Annotated in this window: 14 protein-coding genes; 4 read left to right on the top strand and 10 right to left on the bottom strand. The window is 63.1% G+C overall.

Annotation, left to right across the window (positions count from 1 at the left end):
• Window positions 1-67: 67 nt before the first annotated feature.
• Window positions 68-1111, top strand: coding sequence for a Bug family tripartite tricarboxylate transporter substrate binding protein (locus tag VEIS_RS05830; RefSeq protein WP_011808972.1), 1044 nt, complete (start codon window positions 68-70; stop codon window positions 1109-1111).
• A gap of 15 nt (window positions 1112-1126) precedes the next feature.
• Window positions 1127-1924: an aldolase/citrate lyase family protein gene (locus tag VEIS_RS05825; protein WP_011808971.1), complete on the top strand. Its 798-nt coding sequence runs from the start codon at window positions 1127-1129 to the stop codon at window positions 1922-1924.
• Here VEIS_RS05825 and VEIS_RS05820 read toward each other — a convergent pair.
• Entirely contained in the window at window positions 1843-2655 is an 813-nt protein-coding gene (locus VEIS_RS05820) for a phosphoribosyltransferase family protein (RefSeq protein WP_157048413.1), read from the bottom strand. The genes VEIS_RS05825 and VEIS_RS05820 overlap by 82 nt on opposite strands.
• Window positions 2656-2689: 34 nt before the next feature.
• Here VEIS_RS05820 and VEIS_RS05815 point away from each other — a divergent pair, with 34 nt between their 5' ends.
• Both VEIS_RS05815 and VEIS_RS05810 read left to right on the top strand, forming a co-directional pair.
• Window positions 2690-3607 carry a malonyl-ACP O-methyltransferase BioC gene (locus tag VEIS_RS05815; RefSeq protein WP_041949836.1) on the top strand — a complete coding sequence of 306 codons (918 nt, stop codon included), beginning with the start codon at window positions 2690-2692 and terminating at the stop codon, window positions 3605-3607.
• 83 nt (window positions 3608-3690) lie between these two features.
• Window positions 3691-4245: a phosphonate degradation HD-domain oxygenase gene (locus tag VEIS_RS05810; RefSeq protein ID WP_011808969.1), complete on the top strand. Its 555-nt coding sequence runs from the start codon at window positions 3691-3693 to the stop codon at window positions 4243-4245.
• Between the two features lie 163 nt (window positions 4246-4408).
• Here the strand turns inward: VEIS_RS05810 and drmB are convergent, their stop codons facing one another.
• From drmB to drmD, 9 genes are read right to left on the bottom strand one after another with little or no spacing between them, the layout of a single operon-like run.
• Entirely contained in the window at window positions 4409-6259 is a 1851-nt protein-coding gene (gene drmB / locus VEIS_RS05805; protein WP_011808968.1) for a DUF1998 domain-containing protein, read from the bottom strand.
• On the bottom strand, window positions 6256-10221 hold the full coding sequence (gene drmA, locus VEIS_RS05800; RefSeq protein WP_011808967.1) for a DISARM system helicase DrmA: 3966 nt from the start codon (window positions 10219-10221) through the stop codon (window positions 6256-6258). The genes drmB and drmA overlap by 4 nt, the downstream gene beginning before the upstream one ends.
• An 11-nt stretch (window positions 10222-10232) precedes the next feature.
• Window positions 10233-11297: a PDDEXK nuclease domain-containing protein gene (locus tag VEIS_RS05795; RefSeq protein ID WP_011808966.1), complete on the bottom strand. Its 1065-nt coding sequence runs from the start codon at window positions 11295-11297 to the stop codon at window positions 10233-10235.
• 12 nt (window positions 11298-11309) lie between these two features.
• Window positions 11310-13325: a BbrUII/HgiDII family restriction enzyme gene (locus tag VEIS_RS05790; protein ID WP_011808965.1), complete on the bottom strand. Its 2016-nt coding sequence runs from the start codon at window positions 13323-13325 to the stop codon at window positions 11310-11312.
• A gap of 11 nt (window positions 13326-13336) precedes the next feature.
• Window positions 13337-14485, bottom strand: a complete 1149-nt coding sequence (locus VEIS_RS25580) for a reverse transcriptase family protein (protein ID WP_011808964.1) — start codon at window positions 14483-14485, stop codon at window positions 13337-13339.
• Window positions 14486-15886, bottom strand: a complete 1401-nt coding sequence (locus VEIS_RS25575) for a phosphoribosyltransferase-like protein (RefSeq protein WP_011808963.1) — start codon at window positions 15884-15886, stop codon at window positions 14486-14488. It abuts the gene before it with no gap.
• On the bottom strand, window positions 15883-20241 hold the full coding sequence (locus VEIS_RS05785; protein ID WP_011808962.1) for an Eco57I restriction-modification methylase domain-containing protein: 4359 nt from the start codon (window positions 20239-20241) through the stop codon (window positions 15883-15885). Before VEIS_RS05785 ends, VEIS_RS25575 begins: the two co-directional genes overlap by 4 nt.
• Window positions 20238-22259: a DUF2075 domain-containing protein gene (locus VEIS_RS05780; protein WP_011808961.1), complete on the bottom strand. Its 2022-nt coding sequence runs from the start codon at window positions 22257-22259 to the stop codon at window positions 20238-20240. Before VEIS_RS05780 ends, VEIS_RS05785 begins: the two co-directional genes overlap by 4 nt.
• Window positions 22256-25351, bottom strand: a complete 3096-nt coding sequence (gene drmD / locus VEIS_RS05775; protein ID WP_011808960.1) for a DISARM system SNF2-like helicase DrmD — start codon at window positions 25349-25351, stop codon at window positions 22256-22258. Before drmD ends, VEIS_RS05780 begins: the two co-directional genes overlap by 4 nt.
• Window positions 25352-25366: the final 15 nt, after the last annotated feature.

The following is a 25366-nucleotide window of genomic DNA, read 5'->3' as shown; positions in this document are numbered from 1 at the left end:
GTAGACGAATCCCGTGGGCCGGGGGCCAGGTGCCGACGCGCAACGCATCCCTCAGGAGGAGACATCGATGTTGCTTTTCTTTCCCGGGCATCATGCCCGGGCACACTGCGCCCGCGTGGGCGCTCGGGCTTTGTCGCATCGGCAGGTCGCGCTGGGTCTGCTGATCGGGCTGTCGTTGCTGCTGCCCTTGGCGCAGGCGCAGGATCACAGCGCAGTGTGGCCCGTCAAGCCGATCAAGCTCGTCGTGCCGTTCCCGCCCGGCGGCAGCACCGACACCATAGGGCGCCTGCTGGCGGCCGAACTGAGCCAGAGCTTTGGGCAACCGGTGGTCGTCGACAACAAGGCCGGGGCCAATGGCAGCATCGGCGCCGACCTCGTCGCAAAAGCGCCCGCCGACGGCTACACCTTGCTGCTCTCGGGCATAGGCTCGAATGCCACCAACTACAGCCTCAACCGCAACACGCCCTACAAGGATTCGTCGTTCAGGCATGTGGCACTGTTGGCAACGGGGCCGAGCGTGCTGGTCGTCAGCCAGCAGTTCGCCGCAAAGACGGTGGCCGACCTGGTGCGGATGACCAAGGACAAGCCCGGCGCCTACTCGCATGCCAGTTCGGGCAGTGGCTCCTCGGGGCATCTGACCATGGAACTGTTCAAGCAGACCCATGGCCTGGAGATCACCCATGTGCCCTACAGAGGCAATGCTCTGGCGATCACCGATGTGATCGGCGGCCTGGTGCCGATCATGGCGCTGAACAACGACACTGCGCTGGCCTATGTGAACGCCGGCAAGGTTCGCGCGCTGGCGGTCACCAGCCTGGCGCGCAATCCGGCGTTCCCGGATGTGCCCACGATGGCCGAGTCGGGCATCCCGGGTTTCGATGTCGTGTCCTGGTTCGGACTGTCCGCCCCGGCAGGTGTCCCGGACGCGCTGGTCATCCAACTGGCCCACACGACCCGGCAGGCATTGCAGGCGCCCAAGCTGCGCCAATACCTGGAAAGCACGGGCTTTGTCGTGGCCGGCGGCACCTCCAGGCAGTTCAGCCATTTCGTCAGCGCAGAAATCGCCAAATGGCAGACCGTGGTCGAGCGCGCCGGCATCACACCCGACTGAGCAGGACGAAAAACGATGGCCTACACCACCATTCCCAATTCCTTCCGGCGCGACATCCTCGCCTGCCGTCGCCTGATCGGATGCTGGTCGTCCCTGACCAGCCACATCACCGCCGAAATCCTGGGGCAGGCTGATTTCGACTGGATCTTGCTCGACAGCGAGCATGCCCCCAACGATCTGTCCACGCTGCTCACCCAGTTGATGGCGCTCAAGGACAGCCGCAGCGCCCCGGTCGTGCGCCCGCCGGCCAACGACCCCGTGCTCATCAAGCGGCTGCTGGACATCGGTTTCGTCAACCTGCTGCTGCCGCTCATCGAATCGGCCGAAGCGGCGCAGTCGGCGGTGGCCGCCACGCGCTATCCGCCGCTGGGCATCCGTGGCGTCTCGAACGCGCAGCGCTGCAACCGCTACGGCGCGCAAACCGAGTACGCGAGCCAGATACATGACAACGTTTGCGTGCTGCTGCAAATCGAAACCCGTGCCGGCATCGAGGCGCTGGAGCGCATTTTGCAGGTGCCGGGGGTCGATGGCATCTTCATCGGCCCGGCCGACCTGTCGGCGGCCCTGGGGCATTTCGGCGACCCCAACCACCGGCAGGTGCAGGCGGCCATTGCCGACATCCATGCGCGCAGCCGTGCTGCCGGCAAAGCCGTCGGCATCCTCACGACGGTCGAAGCCGACGCGCGCCGCTATATCGAACAGGGCTTCCAGTTCGTTGCGGTCGGAACCGATCAAGCGCTGTTTCGTGCCGCCACGCAGGGACTGCGAGATCGCTTCCCATCCGGCGACCCCGGCGCATTGCCCGCCCGTTGACTGGCGGCCGTACTGGCGGCCGTGCGTGCCAGCACGACCACCGTGACATGGGCCGCGCCGGCCTCGCGCAGCGCCAGCGTGGCCGCGTGCACGGTGGCGCTGGTGGTCATGACATCGTCGAGCAGCACCAGGCGCTGGCCGCGCAGAGCCGCAGCCAGCGGGGGCGCCAGCGCAAAGGCGCCGCGCAGGTTGCGCAGCCGCTGCGCGCGCGGCAGACCGCTTTGGGCCTCGGTGGCATGGCGGCGCAGCAGGGTCCGGGCATCGGTCTTGGCGCCCGCCAACGGCTGTGCCAGCAGGGCAGACTGGTTGAACCCCCGCTCGCGCAGCCGCTGTGCAGACAGCGGCACGGGCAGCACCCGGTCGGCGGCGGCGATGGCAGACGCCACCCCGGGGGTGGCGCGCAGCAGGGTCGACAGCGTGCCGGCCCAGCCCGGATCGGCACGGAACTTGAAGTCCGCCAGGGCATCGGCCCAGGGGTAGGCATAGTCGAGCGCAGCCAGGCAGGCATCGAAGACCGGCGGGTCGTGCAGGCAGGCGCCACACACCAAAACCCCGCTCGGCACCCGCAGCGCGCAGCGCTGGCACCGGATCGCCGGCGCGGCAAACCGTGCCACGCAGGCCGCGCAGACCCGCTGCGCAGGCCATGCATGGCACACAGCGCATTGGCTGGGTACGCCGGCCGCCCAAGCCCGAAGGCGGCGCGAAAGTCCTGGCAAGCCCGTGAAAAGCATGAATCAATATACTCGCGCGTCGCCGTTCCCTGCCATGTCCTCTGAGCGCCCTCCCAGCATCGATCCCGTGGCCGCTGCCCGTTGGCATGCGGCGGCGCCGGCATATTCGCCTTGGCTGCACGAGGAAGTGGCGCGCCGCATGCAAGAGCGCTTGCAGTGGCTGCGCCAAGCGCCCAAGTCTTGGTGCCACTGGGACGCAGTACGCGGCGGACTGCAAGCGCAGGCGCTCATCAGCGCCCGTTACCCCCAGGCGCGCTGCCAAGTGCATGAAAGCGCCGGACATTGCCGGCCCGTGGCGCAGCAAGCGCTGGCCAGCCCCTGGTGGAATCCTTCCCGCTGGAGCGCCGCCAGCCCCCGGTTTGGCATGCCCGACGATGCCAGTGTGCAGATGCTGTGGGCCAATATGGCGCTGCACATGGCAGCCGACCCCCAGGCGCTGATCGGGCAATGGCAGCGCGCGCTGGCCGTGGATGGTTATCTGATGTTTTCCTGCCTGGGCCCGGACACGCTGCAGGAGTTGCATGCGGTCTATGCCGCGCTGGGCTGGCCGCCTGCGGGCCAGACCTTCACCGACATGCACGACTGGGGTGACATGCTGGTGCAGGCCGGGTTCGCCGAGCCGGTGATGGACATGGAACACATCAGGCTCACTTTTGCCACGCCCGAGCGTCTGCTGCAGGAACTGCGCGAACTCGGCTGCAACCTGCACCCGCAGCGCTTTGCCGCACTGCGCGGGCGGCGCTGGCGCGAGCAACTCCATCGGGCGCTGGCCGAACGGCTGGCCGATCCGCAACATGCAGGCCGGCTGGCACTGACATTCGAGGTCATCTATGGCCATGCGCTCAAGCCTGCGCCCCGGGTGCGCGTGGGTCCTGTCAGCAGCGTTTCGCTGCAGGACATGCGCTCCATATTGCGGCCCGAGGGCGGAAAAACGGGTGCCAGACGCGGCTGACACAGCGTGTCATGAAAAACAGGATCAGCACTGCTTCAATCGCCGAAGCACTGCCTCCTGAAACTTTTCACGAACGGCCCACCATGAACCCCGCCATTGCAGACCTCTTCGACCTCTTGCGCTCCAAGGGCCATGCCCGATACGACGGCGAGGCGGTGACACAACTCGAACACGCGCTGCAGTCAGCGCAGTGGGCCGAGCGCTCCGGTGCCGACAGCGCGCTGATCGCGGCCGCTCTGCTGCATGACCTGGGCCACCTGCTGCATGATTTTGACGGCACCCCCACCCGACAGGGGCTGGACGATTTGCACCAATACCGTTGCCTGCCGTTCCTGCGCCCCCTGTTCGGTCCCGCGACGCTGGAGCCGATCAGGCTGCATGTCGACGCCAAGCGCTTTCTGTGCGCGCGCGAGCCAGGCTACCTCGATAGCCTGTCGCCAGACTCCCGGCGCAGCCTGGCCTTGCAAGGCGGTGTCTTCGATGCAGCGCAGGCGACGGCTTTCGCGGCCTTGCCCCATGCGCTGGATGCAGTCCGTTTGCGCCGCTGGGACGACCTGGCCAAATCGGCCGGTGCACAAACGCCCGACCTGGAGCACTTCGCGCGCCACCTGGATAGCAGCGCTGTCAGCCAAGGCTGACCGATCGACGACGGCTCTGGCCGTGGCCGTGCCGACGACATCCGACAGGGAGACGTTCGTCTTCGCGTCCTCGATCTTCCGAATCGCGCCCGCCAGTGCCCGAACCTTCTCCGGTGAAACGGGACGGACCACGTCTGTGACGGCTTCCAGCAGCCTTTCCATGTCACAACCCCGCGAAGAACGCGGCATCCCCTCGGTCGAGGGTCGGCACCAGCAAGGCTCTGTCGAGGTAACGGTTGCTCCGCTCGCAGGAGGTCTCGGCGACCAGGCTGCACGCATGGCAGGCTGCGGCGTGGAGTGAGCGGTCTTTGCCCGGGTCATGTTCCGAGCAGAGCGGGTCGGACGAGCAGATCTTCGAGCGGTCCAGCGCCTGCCGGAGCAACCGACCGAGGTTTTCCGGCCGGCCGAGATCGACGAGGCCGCCCAGCGTTCCATCGGAATCGGCGGCTGCCGTGTAGATGAGGATGCCCGCTTGCGAATGCGCTCCCGAAGTGTCGGCGTAAATCCGTTCGCGGATACTCGCCGCGTTGTAGCCGCATTCCAGCGCCAATTCCCGAATCAACAGGTGCGAGAGGGTGTGGAGCATGGCATACCGGATGCCGGGGTAGCCCTCGTTCGGGTCGAGGTGGCGCGAATTGCGCCATCCACGATGGCCGCCTTCGAGCATTCCATCCACGCGCTCGACGCCAGCCTGCGCCTCCCATGTCCGCAGCGCCGCTTCATCGAATTGGATGAAGATGCCTTCGCCGTGAACCTGATTCGCCGGCACCCAATCCGGCTTGCGGCGCGCAAGGCCCGCCATCCGAGGACGCTCGCTCGGATCGCTCGATTCTTCGGGAGCCTCCACGCGGGTGAAACCCAACAAGGCATTCACCTCGCGCAGCCTCTCCAGCAGCAGCACGCTGCCAATGTGTTTCTCGAAACCGGGTGGCGTGGCAACCTTCTTGCTCATGAAATGCGGGTAGTCGGCGGGCGGGTTGGCCGCCGTCAGCACTTCCCACTCCGGCCCCTCGATGTCGGCGACGACCTCCTGACCGCCGCCATTGCGATGGGCCTCGATGGCCGCCCAGATGTCCGATGCCGGGTACTTGTCGATGCCCGGCAAGGCCCCGGTCTTCTTCAGCGCCTTCACCGTCACGGCGACGGCGGCCTCGGAATCCAGATCGTCGAAAAACTCCCAGCCGTCTTGAATCAGTTGGCCGAGCGGGTCTTTCGCCTGCGGGATGGCGAGCGCCGACAGCGTGATCGGGAACCAACTGTTCGTCGAACCCAGCAGGACGGCGCGCGCTTCCTCGTCACACTCGTCGTCGAAATGATCGAGGTGGGGATGCCTGCCCCGGCAACTCGGCAGGTTTTCCTTCCCGGCCTTGCCGAAGGCGTGTGCCATGCTGCGCGACGCGCCGCAGGCATCGCACTTCACCCACAGGTTCTCGGTCTGCAACGAGGCCCCGCTCTCGAAGAAGCGCAGCGTTCCCTTGCACGAGCCGTTGCCGCCGTGGACGAAATAGTGCCATGGGAAGTCGTCGAGATGGCCGTCGCGGCAGGCCAAGAGGAAACGCGCCGGAACGGCGTCGGCATCCTTCGCCGGCTGGTCGCCCTTGGAGCCACGGCATCCCTTGTGGACGAAACGGGTTCGCTCCGGGCGGAAACGGTTTTCCTTGATTTCGAACAGCCCCGCATCGAAGGGCGACAGCAGGCCGCACTTCACACAGCGCATCCAGCGCGGGAACGGACGCACGGGAACACCGATGTTCGCCTCCGCCGACCACGGATCGACGGGTTCGATCTTCTGGAACGGCGGCATGCGCAGGCTCTCCACCTGCGCCCCGAGAATCTTGCGGACGGCGGCAAGCAGGCGCGGCTCACCAATGGGCTGGCAACGCTCCTTTTCCCACTGGTCGATGCCCAACGTCACCACCGAGAGGCTGGGCAGGTCGATCAACGCGCCCGGCCCGTATGTCCAGAGCAGTTGACTGGGGCGGACTTCTCCGACGGGTGTTTCATTGGTGCTCATGGTCGGTCCTCGTCCTTCGGCACCGGACGCGGCTTCCACCCGTGCTCGTCCGGGATGCGCTCCGTGTTCATGATCAGGCGCACGCCCGGCTCCACTTCGCGCATCGACATCGGCACCGTCCAGTTGTCCCACGCATGGATGCCCGGCGACTTGACCAGTCCGACCATCGTCGCTGCCTGCGCCCCTGGCTTTTCGTAGACCAGCGTGCGACCAGGCACGCTCACAGCCTTGGCCCATTCGTCCGCGCGTTCCTTCAGTTCACGCTCGGCCAGATGCTCGATGGTGGTCGTTTCGCTGACGTTCCAAGCCCGCCGCACCAGCACGTCGATGGCATCGAGGATCTCGGGTTTGTCGGATTTGTCCAGTTCACCCGCACCCGCGTTCGGGCTGAAGGCGCCGTTCTCCAGCCGCATCAGGGCGAGCAGCGCGCCGGTCAGGCCGCGATCCATCGCGCGCGGCGAGAACGGCGTCACCGACTGCGCTTCCACATGCTTGTAGAAGGTCGCGTGGTAATGCTCGAAGGTCTCGTAGTGCGAGAGGTCGCGCGGACGCGCCCAGGTGAGCACCGTGCAGACCAAGCCGGGGAAGAAACGGCCCACGCGGCTGGTGGCCTGGATGTATTCCGCCGTGCCCTTGGGCTGACCGTTGACCGCCATCAGGCCCAGCCGGTTCACGTCCAGACCCACCGACAGCATATTGGTCGCCAGCACCACGTCGATCGCGCGGGTATCGCCCTGGTTCCACTTCGTCACGAACTTCCCGGTGGCCGGATCGAACGCGGCCTTGAACTTGACTTCCAGATCGTCGAGGTACTTCGGGATGTCCTGACTGGAGACGCGCGACGTCAGCTCGCGGATGTTGTTGACGCTGCGCTGCGCGAGCGCAGGCCGATCGACCATGCTCATCCGAACACGGTAGGCGCGCGTCTGCACGTCGTCCTCTGCCAAGCGCCGCATCCCGCCCAGCTCACGCAGCGAGTTGAAGTAGCCGACCGTCGTCATGTACGGATCGGCGGGTTCGCCGAAACGGTCGAACAGGGCCTGGGCGGCGGTGAGGAAGGCGGTATAGACGCGGATCAGCATCGCGGGACGCGAGCTGCCGGGCGAGCACACGCCCAGATAGCGCCGTCCGGGCCGTTCCTCGATCGGGCGCTGCACCGAGAAGTAGTTGTCCTCCACGTCCAAGCCATGCGGCGGGAACACCGACACGCGCCGCATGAACACGTTGTTCACCTGTTCCTTGGCTTTGCGCACCGTCGCCGTGGACGCGACGATCTTGGGCTTGACCGTCTTGCCATCGAGCGTCCAGCCAGACAGTTCATCGACAACGGATTCGTACAAGCCGACCATCGTGCCCAGCGGGCCGCTGATGAGGTGGAACTCGTCCTGGATGATCAGATCGGGCGGACGGATTGGTGCGACGTTCTTGACCTTGACCGCTGGCGAATTTTTCGACGCGGGGTGATTGCCCGTGCAATCGCAGTCAGGCCACAGCAGGCCGTGGCGCTCGCATTCCTGGCTCACGCGACCGAACAGCGTGCGCACCTGGCCGCGCCACGCCATCATGGCGAACTTGTCCACGGTGGCGATCATCATCGTCGGCGGACGGTGGTAGATCTCCTCATCCACCGTCAGCACCGGGATGCCGGGGTGCGGCGACTTGCTCGATCTGCCGCGAGAGAATGTGCAACTGCTCTTTTTGTCACCGCAGTAAACGACCGTTCTACCGCGATCCTTATCGACGACGACGTCTTTTCCGGGGTCGATCGTGGAGCCACACCAAGGGCAACTGGTGAGCTGAAGTGGTGAAGCACGTCCTGCTTTGTTCTTTCCTGGATCACGCAGAGCCTGGATGGCCCGGTGGCTGTCCTCGGTCGTGCCCGGCGTCACCTTGTTGCCGACCCACAGGCCGATGGTGAAAGGTTCCTTGCCGAGCGACTCGTCACCTCGAACGAGAGCATCCCGCCGAAGTTTTTCCATCGCGCAGATCAGCGCAGTGGCGCGCTGGAACTGCTGCAAGGTCAGCAGGCGCAGCGTATAGCGCATGATCACCGCCAGACCGCGCAAGCCGTCGTAGCCGCCGAGCTTGCCTTGCAGACGGCGGATCGCCATCGTGAACGCCGCGACGCCCAGATAGGCTTCGGTCTTGCCGCCGCCGGTGGGGAACCATAGCAGATCGGCATGGGCTTCCATCGGCTGCACGCGATCGGGGTGCATGGGATCGGCCAGCGACGGGATAGCCAGCAGCAGGAACGCCAACTGGAACGGACGCCAGCTCCGGTTCTTCGGCTGGTCGAACTGATCGACCGTCACGTCACGCCCGCGCCGCACTTCGAGCGCGTACTGGCTGCGCACACGCTGGATCGCCATTGCTTTATTGGCGAAGCGGAATGCGGCCAGCGCCTTGCCGTCGTTCTTCAGCGTGTCGATGCCCTGTTGCAAGCGCGACTGGATTTCCTGACAGCGATCCAGCGCCTGTGCGGCCTGCGTGTCATACCCGACCACGTCGATGCGCTCGCGCTGCTCCACGATCCACGCCGCGTAGTCCTTCGTCAGCACATTCAGGGCATCGACCAACTCGGCGACTTCCAGCGTGGCGAGCCGCTGCATGTCGAGCAGGCCGCTCGCCAGCATCTCCTTCATCGCCGGACGGTCGGCGGGGTCGAGGCCCGGCGTCTCCGTGACCTGCACTTCGTACTGCGGCAGCACGGTGGTGCGCACCTCGGTGGCCAGCGTCACGTCGTCCGCCGTCTCGGCGTGGACGGCGACGCCATGCCCGACCGCGAACTCCACGCGATTGCGGTAGATCATCTCCAGCGATTCGCGCTCCGGGTCGTTCCCGTCGGCATCAAGCACGGGGCGGCGGCGGAAGATGACGCGCTTGGACGCCTCGGCTTCTGCGCGCACGATCAGTTCCGGCTGGAACAGCCAGGCCGTATCGCGGTTGGTGTCGGGCTCCTCCTGCGCATTCACCAAGAACAGCGTCACCAAGCGGTCGCCATTGGCGTTCTTGGCGCGGACGGAACCCTGTATCCGCACCGCCGGACGGTTCGCATCCGGTGCCTGATGGGGAACCACGCCCTCGGTGAGCGACAACACCAGCTTCCCGCCGCAAGGGATACGCAGCCAGACCTTGGCCTTCTGCCCATTGGGCCGCGCCAGCTCGTGTTCCTCGTTCGGCACGCGCTCGTAGCTGCCCCAGCGCGCCTCGACCTCGATGCGCTCGACGTCGCCATCCACGCAGAAGGTCATGCCGAAGCTGCTGGGCACCAGCGACTGATTGCTGGCCGCGTCGATTTCGTCCGAACCGTCCGACTCGGGTTCCACTCGCCCCGTCGCCGTACCGAACTCGGCACCGGGTTCGTGCTGGCCGGGCACGATGGGGTCGGTGGGTTCCTCCACATCTTCCTCAGCCAGCGGGCCTTCCGGCCCTTCGATGCCTCCCTGAGCATCATCACGCGGCGCCAACTTGCCGACCAGATAACGGTCGCGCACGCCCATGTCCACGATGCGTTCGTGTGGGCCACCCGCCGGGCCGAGCAGGTCGTCCACCACGGCCAGTTGCAGCAGTTCACGGATGTAGGCCGGATCCTCGACCGGCAGCATGCCGGTGACGGTCTGGTGCAGCGCCGTGGACAAGGCCGCGACGAACTCGTCCCACTGGATGCGCCCGACGTTGCCCGACGACGGGGGAGCCAGAGAAACGCTGGTGACCGGCACCGGAGCGTCAGCGGCGGACAGCCGGTCGAAGAAGATCGTGGTGGTTTCGAGGTCGGAACGAAGCCGCAGCACACGCCCGGCGCGAGCGATCTCCCCGGCAGAATTCAGCACGAGCACCCAATCGTCTTCGGCGATGGCCTGATACAGGGATCGGTCACCCTTCAAGACCAGGGTGTAGGGCGCGAGCCTGCGATCGGTGCCGCGACCGTGATCGATGGCGATCCATGCGTTGGCGTCACTCATGGGTGCCCCATTCATATGCTCTCCAGCAGGTGCGCAATGGCTTCCGGAGATGGCAACTGGTCTTTCAGCTTCTTCGGCAGCGTCTTGGTGATTTCGTAGGTCGCCACGCCGATGGGCTTGCGCGCGTCGCGCAGCGCGTACTCGACGATGGTGCGGGTCTTCTCCTTGCACAGGATGATGCCGATGGACGGGTTCTCGTCTTCCTGCCGCACCTGCGCGTCCAGCGCCGCGAGGTAGAACTGCATCTTGCCGACGAACTCCGGCTCGAACTCACCGATCTTCAACTCGATGGCGACCAGCGCATGCAGCCTCCGGTGGAACAGTAGCAGGTCGATGAAGAACTCCTTGCCTTCCACCTCCAGCCGGTACTGGCTGCCCATGAAGGCGAACATGCCGCCCATCGCGCGCAGGAAGTCCTCGATGCGGGTGATCAGCGCGCGTTCCAGCTCGCGCTCGCTGTGCTGCTGGCCCAGTTCGAGGAAGTCGAAAGCGTATTCGTCCCTCACCGCCAACTTGGCCTGCGCGCGCAGGGCCGGGGTCAGCGTTTGGTCGAAATTGGTCTGGCCCAGCAACGATTTCTCGTAGCTCTGGTTGTCGATCTGGTGGGCGAGCACGTTCTTCGACCAGCCGAACTTGCGCGCCATGCGCAGGTAGAACTCGCGCTCCTGCGCGTCCCCGCAGCGTTCGAGGATGATCAGGTTGTGGCTCCAGCCGATTTCTCGCACCAGTGGTGCGAGTTTTCCCGCGCCGCTGTAGGTCTCGAAGAAGCTCTTCATCCGCCACAGGTTGGAGGCCGAAAAGCCGCACGTGCCCGGAAAGGCTGCTTGAAGGTCGGCGGCGAGCTGCGCCACCACGGCCTTGCCCCAGCCTTCGGTCTGCTGCCGCTCCACGATCAGCCGTCCGATGTCCCAGTACAGGCCGACCAGTTCCTTGTTGACCGCGCGCAGTGCCGCGTATTGCGCGGACTGGATGCGCGCCTTCACCTCGGACAGCAGGGCCGGGTAGTCCTTCGCGGCAGCAGTTTCTCGCACCGCTGGTGCGAGTTTCTTGCGGGTGGTCTTCTTGCTTGTAGCCATGCTGCTGAACCCTCAAATCCTGTTCACGATGTTTTCGAGCTTGTCCAGCGCCTTGGTCTGGTCGATGTAGGCCGAATAGGCTTCCTGCGCTCCACGGATCAGCGTGTCGTAGTGGACGATGCGGCTACCCGGTGCGATGGATTCCATTGACGACTTGAGCCGATCTGGGTTGGTGGCTTCCTCATCGACCGCCTTGCCGATCACGAAGATCACCTCGATGTCCGGCGACGTCACATTCTGCTCACGCAGAATCTTCCTGAGCTTGTCCACATAGGTCTGGCCTTGCTCGACCAATTCGAGCAGTCCCATCTTGCGACCGACCTTCTTGAGCTCGACGATGACGTGCTTGCCCGCCTGCGTGCGATAGGCGATGTCCACGCGGCCCAGACGTTCTTTCTCGGTCAGGCCTGCGACCAGCACGCCTTCGGTCGTGAGGCGAGACTCCATGATCTGGCTACCCGTGGCACGCTCCCACGCCGGATCGAGTAGCCAGAGATGGTCGAACAGATACTTCTGGAGCACCCGTTCCTTCGCGTCCTCGTCGATGATGGTCTGGAAGTCGCGGATTGCGTCCAAACGCGACTTCACGATGTCACGGTACAGCGAGGCTTCCAGTGCGTCGCGGTCCGCGAGCACGGCCAGCAACCGGTCGGCGCTCTCCACGCTCGTCACGAACTCTTCCGTCGAGCCACGGAGCTTCATGCGCTCGAAAGCCAGAATGCCGTGCCGATACATGAGCTTACGGTCGTCCTCGTCGTCCACCGGCAGCGCGCTCAATTTGGCTATCAGCGTCTCGGCGCTCTTTCTGTAGCCCTCCGGGAGCGTCTCCAGCCACTCGGCCAGTGCCGGAGAGGTTTCCTTGGCTTTCTCCACCTCATGTTTCCTGCGCCATTCATTCCAACGCTTTTCGAGCTGGTTGAGCCGTGACCTGAGGAACGCGATCAATTGGGTGTATCGCTCATCGTCCTCCTGCACGCGCTGGCGGTCACTGGTGGCGATGTCCGGCTGATCGTCATCGTCGAGGAAGTCCGCTTCGATCTGCCCCGTGAGGTACTTGGTGTAGAGCCGACCGTCGTTCAGACGGTCGAGAACGTTCTCATGGAACAGACGGCCTCGGGCGAAAACCACGATGCCATTCAGATTCCCCCCTTCGTCATCGTCGAGATCTTTGGGCTTGCGCGCAGTGCCGAGCCAGCCCCTCACGCGCCAGGCCGAATCCCAAGCATCGAACCGTGCGGGCAGCGATTCGCTTTCTTTGACGTGCGAGATGGTGTTGGCTTCCGGCTCGTAGCCCTCGAACGTCCAAAGAAACTGGACTTTGGGCAAGTCACCGCGATCCGCTGCCGTGATGGGCAGGCCGTCGATCTCGATGTCGAATCCGTTGGCCTGACCGATGATCGAGAAGCGACGGGCCAGACGCTTGCGCAGCGCGGCGACGCCCTTGCCGAGCCGCTGCCGCTTGATCTCGCGCAGCACGAGCTTCGTGCCCTGCGTCACCGTGAGCACATCACTCGCAAGCGGTTCGGGGTGGTACTTCTGCTTTTCGTGGACAGCCTTCTTGATGTCCGGCACGGTCATGCGAAAGCCGTGCCTATCGCCGTTCTTGGCGGATTGCACTTCGATGACGTCGGCGATGGAAAAGAGAGACAGCTTTCCCAACCCCTTGCGGCCCATCACGGGTCGGCCTTTGGCCGTCTTGCGCCCGTGTTCCGCATCTTCGTCGTCGCGGCGGCGGTAGCCGACACGCAGGTACTTGCCGTTCAAATCATCGACGGACATGCCGATGCCGTCGTCCTCGATTTCGACCCATTGGTTGTTCGGATCGACACGAACCCTCACGCTCGACGCATCCGCGTCCCATGCGTTGGCGACCGCTTCGGTCAGGACGGCGGCGATGTTGCTGTAGAGGTTGATTCCGAGGTGCTCGAGGACGTTGAGATCGACGGTCATCTCGAACGTCGGGGATTTGCTGTTGTCTGGCTCGGAGGATGAAGGGTCGGCCTCAATGCCAATGCTAGTCGTATGCATCACAGTCCTCTTCAAGCGGACGAGTTCATGGGTGATTGCAATCTCGAAAAACGGGCATGAAATTCTTCCCATCGGACCTTGTCCACGTCTTTCACGAAGGCAATCAAGCCTGCAAGATGGTTATAGAAGCCACTCGGGGAATCGAATTTTTCATGCTTTGCCACGTCGGGAAGTCCATACTTCTCAGACGCATGAAGGTGCCGATCAATGCGCTTGAAGGTTTCCTTTGATATTCGTGGCCCCTCGCCATCGACGAGCAACCCGAGTACAACTTTCTTTGAACCTGGGCCTGCGATACGGGTTTTATCTAGGTTCTCTCTGAACCCATTCTTTCTGATGATTCCGGTTACCTTCCGATGAAGGTTGCCTATGGCCATTCCTCTCGGCAGGTTTCCGCCGCACGATAGGGTGAGGTCATCAGCATAGCGTGTATAAACAAAGCCATACTGGGTTGAGAATTCGGTCAATTTTTCATCCAGACGGCGGGCGACCAGGTTACTGAGCATGGGGCTGGTTGGCGCTCCCTGGGGAAGCACACCCATTGCACCTGAACGATCGGCATAAAACTGATAACCGTGCGACTTGTGGCTGCGATGTGTCCAAAGGTGAGGCAACAGGTGTTTGGGAAGCCGGGTCGTAGTGCAAATGCGAGCCATCTCGAACGCCAGCAGGGGACGATATCCAAGCCCCACGAATACCCCATAGACATCAGCTTCGTTCACCGAGTAAAAGAAATTCGCCAAATCAAACTGAAAAAGCCACTGAGCACCACAATGTTCGGAAGCACAGGTGCGAATACCGCCATCCGCATGAAAAGCAAAAGAGGCCACGTGAGGTTCCAGTTTTTGGAGAATTTCAGTGTTGATGAATTGGTGTGCCTTAAATAGCTCACCAGTGACCGCATGTATATGTCTTCGCCCGCCGGATCGCTTCTTGATGGCGAACATGCGGTAGTTGGCTGACTCCCGGCGACGCTCGACTGTTGCACGCAGCAAGGAATAGTCGACGCCAGTGATTCTGGATAAATGGCCTAGAGAGAAGATGACAGGTAGGCCAGCTTGTCGCAGACGCAGCGCATATGTCTTCAAGTCGTCGGCGGCTGCTTGGCCGAGGATCGGCTCGGCCTTTTGAGAAAGGTGGTGTACTGACCAGGCTTCCATTCACCTCTCCTTTGAGCCCAAGGGGCCATCGGTGTCGCGTCTCTCCCGAGACGCCGAAGGTGCATGGGACGTGACACCGAAGGGCGGCGTAGCCGCCTTGGCGTCAGTTCCTTCCAGAGATGTCTGTCCGACATCCCCATCCGCCGAAGCCGAGGCTGCGACGGAATCTGCCAACCTTTGAGAGACTGAGTCTCCATCAGTCAGCGGCTGAACGGTTACCCGGCCAGCACACCACGAACTTGGAATATACAGGCTGCAATCCCATTCAGGGAGCATCAAGCTCTTGCCTGACTGGATGAATCGATCCATCCCTACTGAAGTCAAACGAACCTGAGGGGTCAACAACCTCAGATTTTTCGCATACGCGATCAGATCGTTGGCATATCCATGATCGACACCGAGCCGGATGGCAAGACTACGCACGCTGCGGATACCACGCTTCACCAGCGCCAAGAGCTTGGATAACTCATCTGGTAAAGCATTCGCTGCGTTGCTGACTGATAGAGGGGCAGCCAGAAGATTCAATAACCAATCGGGAATTGCCCTCTCGGGCATCAAGCCATTCCACTTCTTGCAGGTACACCACAATGCTCCAGGAATATTGTTGGGCACGCTATGATAAAAAACGATATTCGCCATCACATCACCATATCCCAAGCGCCGCTTCGTAGGGATCTGGGTTTGTGCCTGGCAGAGATTGATTATTTCAGCATGAGACTTGCCCCACCGTGCTTCATGCCAGCCAATCTCATAGACCACTTCACTGGTGAATGTGATTTTGTCTGACTTCCTGAATTTACGCTTACCGTGATCTGATCCCCGAATCTTGGCAATGACCCTTTTTTCGGCCTCCCGTGGCCTGGCAAAGCTGACAATGCGAAGCCTGACCCAGCCGAAGCTCCACCAGCTCAAAAAAGTTGGGTGTGCCAGCATCGCATTGATGAACCCTGAAATACGATCGCCACTCCCGATCGAATCGTCGATGAGTACGAAATTTCGTACTTTCTGATCTTTCAGATCCGTAAGCGATGGATGGTCAAGCAACCTTCCATTGCCTGAGCGAACCAGATTCGAAACAAGCGAATAAACCAAGTCCTCGCTACCCAGCGAGGTGCCCGGACGAACGACGGGGTTTCCAGCTTCATCCCAAAAAACGACCTGGGTCTTTTCGAGTTTTCTGACTGAGTAAAGTGCATAAATTTCGCTGTCTGGAAGCTCCCCCACCGCTCGGCGCAACCACACCGAAAACTCGTCGCGTGAAACGAATTTGAGGTGATGCAATAGCATCTTGGCTGCTTTCCGATTTCCAATAGAAAATTGGGACAGCCACGACTGAATTTCCGGCGATTGATCAATCGTGGCAGTAGAAAGCTTCTGGAATACTGGCTTAGCGTGCGTCATGGCTTGGCCCGATAACGCGCCCCGCGCCGCTCACCTTGGCACTCGACACGACCAGCGGCGAGCAGCTCGGCGATGGCGGTATTCCATTGGCTATCGGTGATGCCAGTGGCGGCGAGGATGTCGGATTTGGTGTGCCAGCCGGGATGGGCTTTCAAGTACTCGGTGATGGCGTGAGATGGTCCCGCGCGGTAGTCGGCGCGCGGCTCGGCGACTTTGAGGTATTGACCCTCGTTGGCGGGAATGGCATCGAAGTCGAGCGTGGGCTGCGGAATGTCGGCGCTGGTGCGACGGCGTTTGGGAGTCGAGGCGCGTGATGTGGCGTTGCCGTGCAGCCCTTGCGCGACTTCTTCCTCGTATCGCTGACGATTCAACTCCGACAGTCGTCGCAGCACTTCGACGCGCGCCGCCTCTGAGATGGTGAAGCGGACGCGGTCGTTCTCCGGCAGGTACGGCACTTCGTGGAAGTCGTGTTGGAGGTCGAGCTCGTCCCAGCCGTAGGCGTGCGCGACGGCGGTGTCCATTTCGCGCTGCAATGCGCGCAACCCTTCGATGCGGTAATCGCGTTTGGTGTCGGTATGGAAGCGGTTGTAGAGCTTTGTAAGACCGATGCCGTCTTTGACCATCAGAGCGGCACGCAACTGATGTAAATTCGCCCCTCGCTCCAGGAGCGCGTCATGAGGGTGAGCAGGAAACGGAAACGTTTCGAACGCATTACCGATAGAGTATTTCAGTCGCGTTTCTAGCCGGGAGCTATAAACGCGTGCCCAAACCTCGTGTAAAGAGGACTGACAAATCGCAAAAGACTCTTCGTTCCGAAATACGTCTGCTCGATCCGACATGATGTAGTCATTGTGGATAAGGACATACGATAGATGCTTGGTTACTTCGCTGCACACCATGACTTTGTTTGCCGGGCTGTTTTCGGAGATCCATCCATCAGGATGACGCTCGAAGTGTCGGCCACGACCGATGGCGTGAAACAGCCCAATCCGCCGCCCTTCGTAGAGCCACCATTCATCTCTCAGCGGTCGGGCACAAACATAGCGCCCGTCGTCACGCAGCCGGAATCTGTCGGGCTTGACTCGCTCTTCGATCCATTCCCAAGGAAGTGGATATTCTTGCGCGCGTTTCTGCGACCAATCCCAGAAGTTGATTACCCATCGACTCGGACGTTGCTCGGGATCTGAATTGAGATCTTCTCCGTTGATATAGGGGAAGATCACATCAACGTTCTTCGGGTCGGCATCAAGCATTCGACGCGCTTCGTCGGGCGAAAGCACGAAGCCCAAGCCCCGCGTGATGCATCCCTGAAATGCAAGATTCGCATTGACTTTCAGCCGCTTGGGACTCCAGTCCTGACGATCGGACAAGAAGGCTGATATGAAGGGAGCCGATCTCCCCGACAGCGAGCGTTCGCCCGACCACTCGCCCTTGTGTACATGCACCCGACTGGTGACGACCGCTGCCTTCCCTGGCCAAGGTTCGTTCGGAAAGGCCGCATGGATGATGGCACCCGCGCCGACCATCGCTTCCAGCCCGACCTGTCGTGTGTCGCCTTCCGCGATGGTGTTGACCGCGAGCAACCCGAAGCCTCCGCCGTCGCGCAGCAGACTCCAAGCACGAAGGAAGAAATAGGCGACCAGATCCGCCGAACCGCGCCGCCCTTCGGCGATGTGCGCGACCAGCCAATCACGGAAGGCAGTGCCCGCGACGCCGGTGATGCGCTGCCCACCCAGAAAGGGCGGATTGCCGACCATGCCGTCGAAGCCGCCGCGTTCACGCGCGAACACCTCTGGAAACTCCAACGGCCAATGGAATGGCCGACGTGCGGGCTTGTCGGCAGGCAGATCGGTCGAGAGCGCGACGACCGTTCTCCGGCCCATTGAGACGAGCACGTCGCGGTCGCCGTCGATAACCTGTCCAACTTGGACGGTCAGCAAAGTCAGCGTGTTCTCCAGCCCCGCACCATTGCCCCCCGAAGCCAAGACCTCCCCGATGAACGCATCGGCAATGCATTCCGGCACTTCGAGCCTGCGGCGTGCGTCGGCGTCCAGATGCGCCATCACTTCCACGTCGTGGATGTCGCGGATGGGCATTTCGCGCAACCGTTGCCGCAGTTCGATGGCCTCGCGCACGGCCCGCTCGATGTTCTGGCCAAACAGGCGTAGCTGGCCCTGACCCGTGGGGTTCATCGAAAGCTGGGTGAGCTGCTCCAGCCGATGGATGCCGAGCAGGCTGTCGCCACAACGCAGGCTGTGGTCGAGGAAGCCGAAAGGTCGACCCTTGGCCAGCGTCACCAGCCAAATGGAGAGTTTGGCCAGTTCGACCGCCAACGGATTGAGATCGACGCCGTAGAGGCAGCGTTCGGCGATGAGGCGGCGCGCGACGATGGTGCGCGCCTCGGTGTCGTGAGACAGCGGCTCGGCGTTGGCGTCGGCATCCGCCACCCGCCCATCGACACCGATCGTGTGGCTTTGCGTCTCGGCCTTCGCCCATGCCTCCACCAACCGGTCGGCCAGCCACCGGCAGACTTGCACGAGGAAAGCGCCCGAACCCATCGCCGGGTCGCAGATCTTCAGATCGAGCAATTCGGCGGGCGATTTCAGCGTCCAATCTGCGCGCGGCGTGCCTTCCGCTGGGCCGATGTAGGCGATGGGCGTGAGCGTCTCGGTGACGATGGCCTCGGTGAGGGACTTCGGCGTGTAGTGCGTGCCGGTCTCGCGCCGGTCGGAGCCAGTGGTGACGATGAAGGCCCCGGCGGGATAGACCAGCGGGTAGCCCCACGGGTCGGTGCGCACCAGATGACCGAACGGCTCGATGCGGTCGCGTAATGAGGTGTCACCGTGGCAAGCGGTCAACAGACGATCGGCGAGCGCATCGTCCACGGGACGAGCCAAGTCGTTGCGCACGCGGCTGGCGGAACTGCCGGAACGCTGTTGGAGCAGTTCGGCCAAGCGTCCTGCACCGTCCAGCCGTGCGGATTCGAGTTCGGCCAGAGTCACCCAAGGCGACTGGGCGCTCTTGGTGCCGTCGAGTTCCAGCGTGACCTCGACGGTGCGCTTGACGGTACGCTCCAGCAGGCCCTCGTAGACGTAGCCGATCTGCTCGACATCCAGCGCCCGATACGACAGCGTGCGTCCTTGGAATTGCTGGATGGCTTCGAGCAGCAGCAGGACGGTGCGGTTGTCGATCGGAAGCGGATCGGCGATGTCGGTGCGCCAGTGGGAACCTTTCGCGCGGCCTTCGAGGAAGGGGAAGCGATCCGGATCGAACAGCGAGCCACCCAGCGCGGGCAGACGCAGGTTTTCGTGCTCGATGCCGCCATACACCGCGCGGAAAACGGCCAGTAGACGTGACCAGGCATCCCAGCGGCGCTCCAGAATCTCGTCGGATTCGGCGCGCAACTGCATGCGCAGTGTCGAGAGCGCGTAGTTCGCCTCGTAGCGTTCGTCGCCCAAGAGCAGCAGGCCGCGCTCCTCGGCGGCAAGCAGGAAGACCAGCCGCATCATCACCGTCAGCGCGGCTTCGTAGAGCTCGGTTTCCTTCACGCCACGCAACAGTTCGCGGTCACGGTCTTGATCGGCTTTGTCGAGCGACTGGATCAGCACTTCGACCGCACGTCGCACCTGTTCGCCCAAGGCGTCGGTCACTTCGTCCTGGAACTTCAGCGAGCGATCGAACAGCGCGGGCAGCCGTTCCGATTCATCGACGAAGAAGCGCCGGATGCCCAAGAGGTGGACGAAGGCTTGGAGGGTGACGGGTTCCTGCGCCCAGATACGCGCATACCAACTGGCGAAAGTAGTGACCGCGCCCACCGGCGCATCGACCAGCATCCAGCGTTCGCCATTGGTCACCAACCCGAGGCGGCAGCCCGTGGCGCGGCAGAGCGTCACCATGCGTTCCGCCGGTGTGCTGGCCCAACCTTCCAGCTTTTGCGTGGTATCGAGATCGACGTCCGGCCCGTAGGCATGGACGAGCATCAGCGGCACATCGCCGTTGCCCACGACGGCGAAGTCCGGCGACAGGCTCACGCCGTGTTCGGGCAGCGCGACGTTCAGGTGCGCGGCGCACCAGTCCTCACGTTTGAGCACATCGCCGCGACCGTCCTCGTCGAGTTCCAGCCCGCGCGACAAGACCTCGGCTATCCACGCCGCGTGCAGTTCCTCGATGCGCGGATCGTCGGTTTCCAGCGCCTCGAGCCATTCGTCATAGGCTTGCCGCAGCCGCTTGCGCTTGGCCGCATCGAGTTCTTCCAGCCCTTGCGGGAAGGCTTCCTTCAGAACGGGAACGGCGAGGAACGGGCCGGAAATCTCGACGAGCGAGAGCCAGTCGTGGTGATGATCGTTTTGGCTCATGCCTCGGCCCCTTCGAATTCTTCTCGAAGCTCTGGCACGCCGACTGCCTCAAGCAAACTCCGAACCCGGTCGAATCTGTCCGGTTCGAGCGTCGGGTCGCTTGCCTTACCCGGAGGTATCCAGATGACCATGCCGAGACGCGCACGCGTGAGCAGCACGCGGTAGCGATTGCGTACATAGGTGCGTTCCGAATCGCTACGCACCTGATTCCAGCTACTGCCGCGAAACTTGCGGTACTCCCAGCTGCCAGAGGCGGATGGCGTCAAATCGCCGCCCCAGCACAGTCCCACCCAATCGAGCTCGAGCCCTTGGCATTCGAACTCCGACGCCGCCACCTCGAGAGCATGGCTCGAACGAACGTCCGCGGGAGGCATCAGGAACCACTTCTCGAACGAGTAATCCAGCCGGAAGGCACTGGAGCGTTCCAGGCCATAGGCACGAAGACGTTGATCCTCCGATGTAGCGATCAGGCCTGCTCGCTGACCACAGCCCGGTTCACTCCTGGCTCGCAACCACGCCTTGGCGACTTCGAGATCACGAGTGAAATGGAGCGGGAACTCCCGGCGATCCGGCACGAGAGACCGTGCGTGTTCGGTATCGAGGAGGAGCACCGCATCGACCCACTCCGCCAACCGTTGAGCGCGAAAGCTTCGCACGCCGACACTGAGGTGCGCCAATGGCTCGGGGCGGAACTCGATGCCAGAGGGAACGCCATCAGTGAACAAGCGATGTCCGGATACGCTGGCACCTCCGGAGACGACTTCGGGAGAGGCGACGACTCGCCAATCGGGCCGAACGGCGACGGCTCGCCCCCATTCCTCCAATCCTGCCTCACCGAGGAAGATCTCTTGTCCGCCGCCGACGAGAGCAATGATCACGGCCCATCCATCCAGTCGATCCATCACGTCGAAGAGTTCGGCAGCCTCCGAACGGTCCACCCCTTGCTTGCGCTGCATCTGCTCGCGATCCCATGCACGTTGGGCCTCGTCGAAGACGACGACGTGCTCGTGTGGCAGAGCCGCGGGATGCTCGCGGTGATAGCGCAAGAATTGGTGGACGTTCTGGATGAAGGTCGAGACTTCATGGGCGCTGTCCTGGCGCCGACGCCCGGCACGCTGCTGGCTCAACACCAAAGCCTCTCGCACGACCTTGACCAGGGGGCCGTTGCCGGACAAGAAGATTCCAGATGGGCCGCCTTCCACACGCAGGGATGGGTCGTGGACGACGTTGAGCCCAGTCAACGTTTTCCCGGCGCCTGGAACACCGGTGACGAAGCATACGCACCGTCGGTTCTGCGCACGTGCTTCTCTGATCACTTCCGAAAGCAGGTCCGTCGTTGCGTCCAAGTTGCTGGCGTAGCTGTGGCTGATCTCACGAACGTCATGGTTCTCGTAAAGGCGCTCAGCTGCTTCTATGACCGAAAGCGTCGGACGGTACGGTGCATCGACCCATGTGTCGGGATCAATGGATCGGTCGCTGGGATCGTGCTGCGCCGAGTAGGCCGACAGCAATACGCTGGCTAGGCCGTTGGCATTCGTGAGCCGTATGGGCGCGACACAGGAGCTCGAAATTAAAGGCGAACTCATGACGGTCGGCGTAGCAGTGGAACAAAGCACCGGCACGATCGCGCGCCCGGAACTGCCGCCGTGGAAGTCACGCAAGTTCAAGCAGTAATCTTCTACTTGCCAGCGAGACGATGCATCGTGAGACATGGCTCCGACCTTGAACTCGACTACAAGGATCACGTCCTCGGCGAGCAAGATCGCATCGGGGCGCTTCTGGCGGCGTGGCAGTTCATACTCAAGGATCACTTGCCAGCCTTTGGCGGCCTCGTGCATCTCGATCAGGGCATACGCACATTGCTTCAGGAGCGCGACCTGGGTCTTCCACGTTTCTATCTGGGTCGTGCGTGTGCTTTGTATACCTGTCGAGGCAACCGCGTCGGTGAGCTCGCCCAGCAACTGAGCGTCATCGGCATGCGCGAATCCGGATAGCGAATATCGAACGCCGCGACTCATCTTGCGCTGCCCTCCGACACGACGAAGATCACCGCCACCGGGAAGGTGCGGTCGTCGAGCTTGGCGTAGCGGGATTCGATGGCCTGCGTCTCCATCCTGCGCTCGTCGGGGATGCGTGCGAGGCGCGCTTCCAACGCAGCGATGTCGCGCCGGAGCTGCGTGCGCTCGTCCTCGGTGAAGAGCGAGAGCTGTTCGGGTTGCTGATCCTTCTTCAACTCGGACTGGATTGCCTTTTCCAGTTCGTCGAGCACCGTGCCGATATCGTCAAGCTCCTGCTGCTTGCGGGTCTGGAGCGTGTTGGTCAGGTAGCGGAGACGTTCTTTGGAACGGGCATCGACGGCCTTCAGGATGGCCTCCTGCTGACGGTCGAAGCGGACGCGCAGTGCATCGAACAGGGATGGGGCTGCCGTGATCGGCTTCGCTTCGTCCAACCACTGCTGGACGCGGGTGACGCCTTCTTCGCGGCGGAAGGACTGGTCGCGCAGGTAGCCGCCCGATACCGTCAGTTCCTCGTGCAGCCGATGGTGGTTGCCGCCGGTGACGAGCAGCCGTGAGACGGCGACCACGGCGGGGCCATCGACGAGTGCATCCGGCACGGTGCGGACGGTGACGCGGTGCAGTTTCTTCACGTCGTCCTGCGCCCAGATTTCGGCGCGCAGCAGGCGCAGGCACATCTGCACCAGGCGATGGTTCAGGTGGACGAGCACGACGTCGTCGCGGCCACTGGCAACGGCATGGTCGAAGGTGATGGGGCGCATCTTCTGCGTGTGCGGGTGGCGCAGCCCTTCCAGACAGCGCGCCCACGAGCCAGACAGCGCAGGCATCCGGAAGACGCTGCCCGAAGGCGCGCCCGCCAGTTCGACGGGTTCCAGCGGCGGACGGCCCGCCAGCGCGAGGCCGGTTTTCACGGCCATCAGGACGTGGTCGGGCGTGAGGTGGAAATCCTGCTTGGTGGCGAGCAGTCGCTCGTGCAGCTTGGCGACGCGCTCCTTCAACTCGCGCTCGGCGCGAACGTAGTTCTTGGCCCGCGCGATCCGCGCCTCGGCCATGCGGGTGTCCAAGTCCTTCAGCGAGCCTTCGATGAGGCCGGGCATTTGTGGCGCGATGACCGGGTTGACGCTGCCCATGTCGGCGCGCATCGAATCCAGTTTCCGCAGGGCGCGCAGGATGTCCTCGCCGTGGCCGCCATCGACCGGATGCCAGATCAGCACTTCCTTCTCGCGCTGGCCGTGGCGGTCGATGCGCCCGTTGCGCTGCTCCATCACGTTGGGGTTGTAGGGAATCTCCAGGTGGATGAGCAGATTGCAGTGGTTCTGCAAGTCGATGCCTTCGGAGGCTGCATCGGTGGCGAGCAGGATGCGGACGGGCGAATCCTGCGGAGAGGCTTGGAATGCCGCCTTGATCGGTTCGCGCTCTTCTTGGGGAAGCCCGCCGTGGAGCAGGCCGAGACGCTCGCTGCCGAAGCCGTGGCTGGCGAGGATTTGCTGCATCCACTGGTGCGTGGTGCGGTACTCGGTGAACAGGATCACCCGGCGGTCGTTCCACTCGCCGTTGGTTTTGAGATTGACCGTGAGCCAGTCGAGGATGGCTTGGGCCTTGGAGTCGGCCTGATTGCGGGCGCGCCAAGCCCACGCCCGAAGTTCAGACAGCATCGCCCGCTGCTCCGCCGTCAACGGCATCGAGCGGCGCGTGGCTTCCTCGATGGCTTCGGCTTGCGCGTTCTCGACTTCCCGATCGTCGGCGTAGTCCTCGTCGGCCTTCAGGATGGCCTTGTGCAGGATGCGCTCGGCCATCGCATCCGGCTTCGCGGGCCGTGCTTCGGACAGCGATGCGACGTGCTTTTCGAGTGTGGACGCGAATGCCGCCGGTGACGAGAGCAGACGCTTCTTGAGGAGGCGATTGACGAAGACCGTGCCGAAGCCGTTGCCCGCTTTCTCGGCGTCCTTTTCGCGGCTGGCGCAATAGTCATCCAGCTTGCGGTGTATTTCGCGTTCTTCCGCCGTGTAGGGGACTTCGAGCGCCTGCAAGGTGCGCCGGGCGTACAGGGGATTGCCGTCCGCATCGACCAGATCGCTCTTCAGGCGACGGATCATCACCTGACTCAGGCGCTTTTCGTCGGGAAGGATGTTGCGCGCAAAGCGCTGATCGTCCAGCAGTTCCAGCAGCGCAGTGAACGACTCGGTGTAGCCGTTGTGTGGCGTCGCGGTCAGGAACAGACGATGCTGGAAGTGCGGGCCGATGGCACGGACGAAGCGCGTGCGCTGGCTCTCCAGCGCGTAGTGCGCGCCTGCGGCGGGCGCGACGTTGTGCGCTTCGTCCACGACCAGCAGATCGAACTTGCGCGGATGGCCGACATGCGCAGGAATGACATCGCGCATGGCGCGCAAGCCTTCGCCGCCCTTGGCCCAATCCATCGACGTGATGAGGCGCGGATGCGAGGTCCAAGGATTGGCGTGGATGCCGCGTTCGCGCCGTAGCCGTTTGATGTAGTCGGTGTCGACCACGCGGAAGTCGAGGCCGAATTTCTCCAGCATCTCGACACGCCACTTCTCCTGAAGCGACGCGGGGCAGACGACCAGGACGGTGCGTGCGCGATGCCGCAGCAGCAGTTCCTGAACGACCAGACCGGCCTCGATGGTCTTGCCGAGGCCAACATCGTCAGCGATGAGCAGGTTGACGCGAGCCATGTCGATGGCGCGCACCAGCGGGTCGAGCTGGAAGTCTTCGATGCTGACGCCGCTGCGGAACGGCGCTTGGAGAAATCCCCGGTCGGCGTTGGTGGCTGCACCCCAGCGCACGGCATCGAGGAAGGCGTCGAGCATGTCCGAATCGTCCTGCCCCGTGACGGATGGCAAGCCCGCGCGCTCGATGACCTGAGCGCCCGGCTCGATCTCCCAGACGACTTCCAGTTCTTCGCCGAGGCCGTCCTCGTCGATCGACGAGAGCGTCACGCAGTGTTGGCGAGCGCCGGTTTCCAGTCCTGCGGCATCGACGTCGGCCACCACCCATTGACGACGGCGCACCTCGACGAGCTGCCCCGGCTCGGGGCGAGCGCGATATGTCTGAGGTTGCCGTTCGTTCTGGGTGCCCATGTGGTGGTCATCTTC

Source organism: Verminephrobacter eiseniae EF01-2 (assembly GCF_000015565.1).
Classification (GTDB): Bacteria; Pseudomonadota; Gammaproteobacteria; order Burkholderiales; family Burkholderiaceae_C; genus Acidovorax; species Acidovorax eiseniae.
The sequence above is the reverse complement of the archived record's forward strand: the minus strand, read 5'-3'. Positions and strand labels throughout refer to the sequence as shown.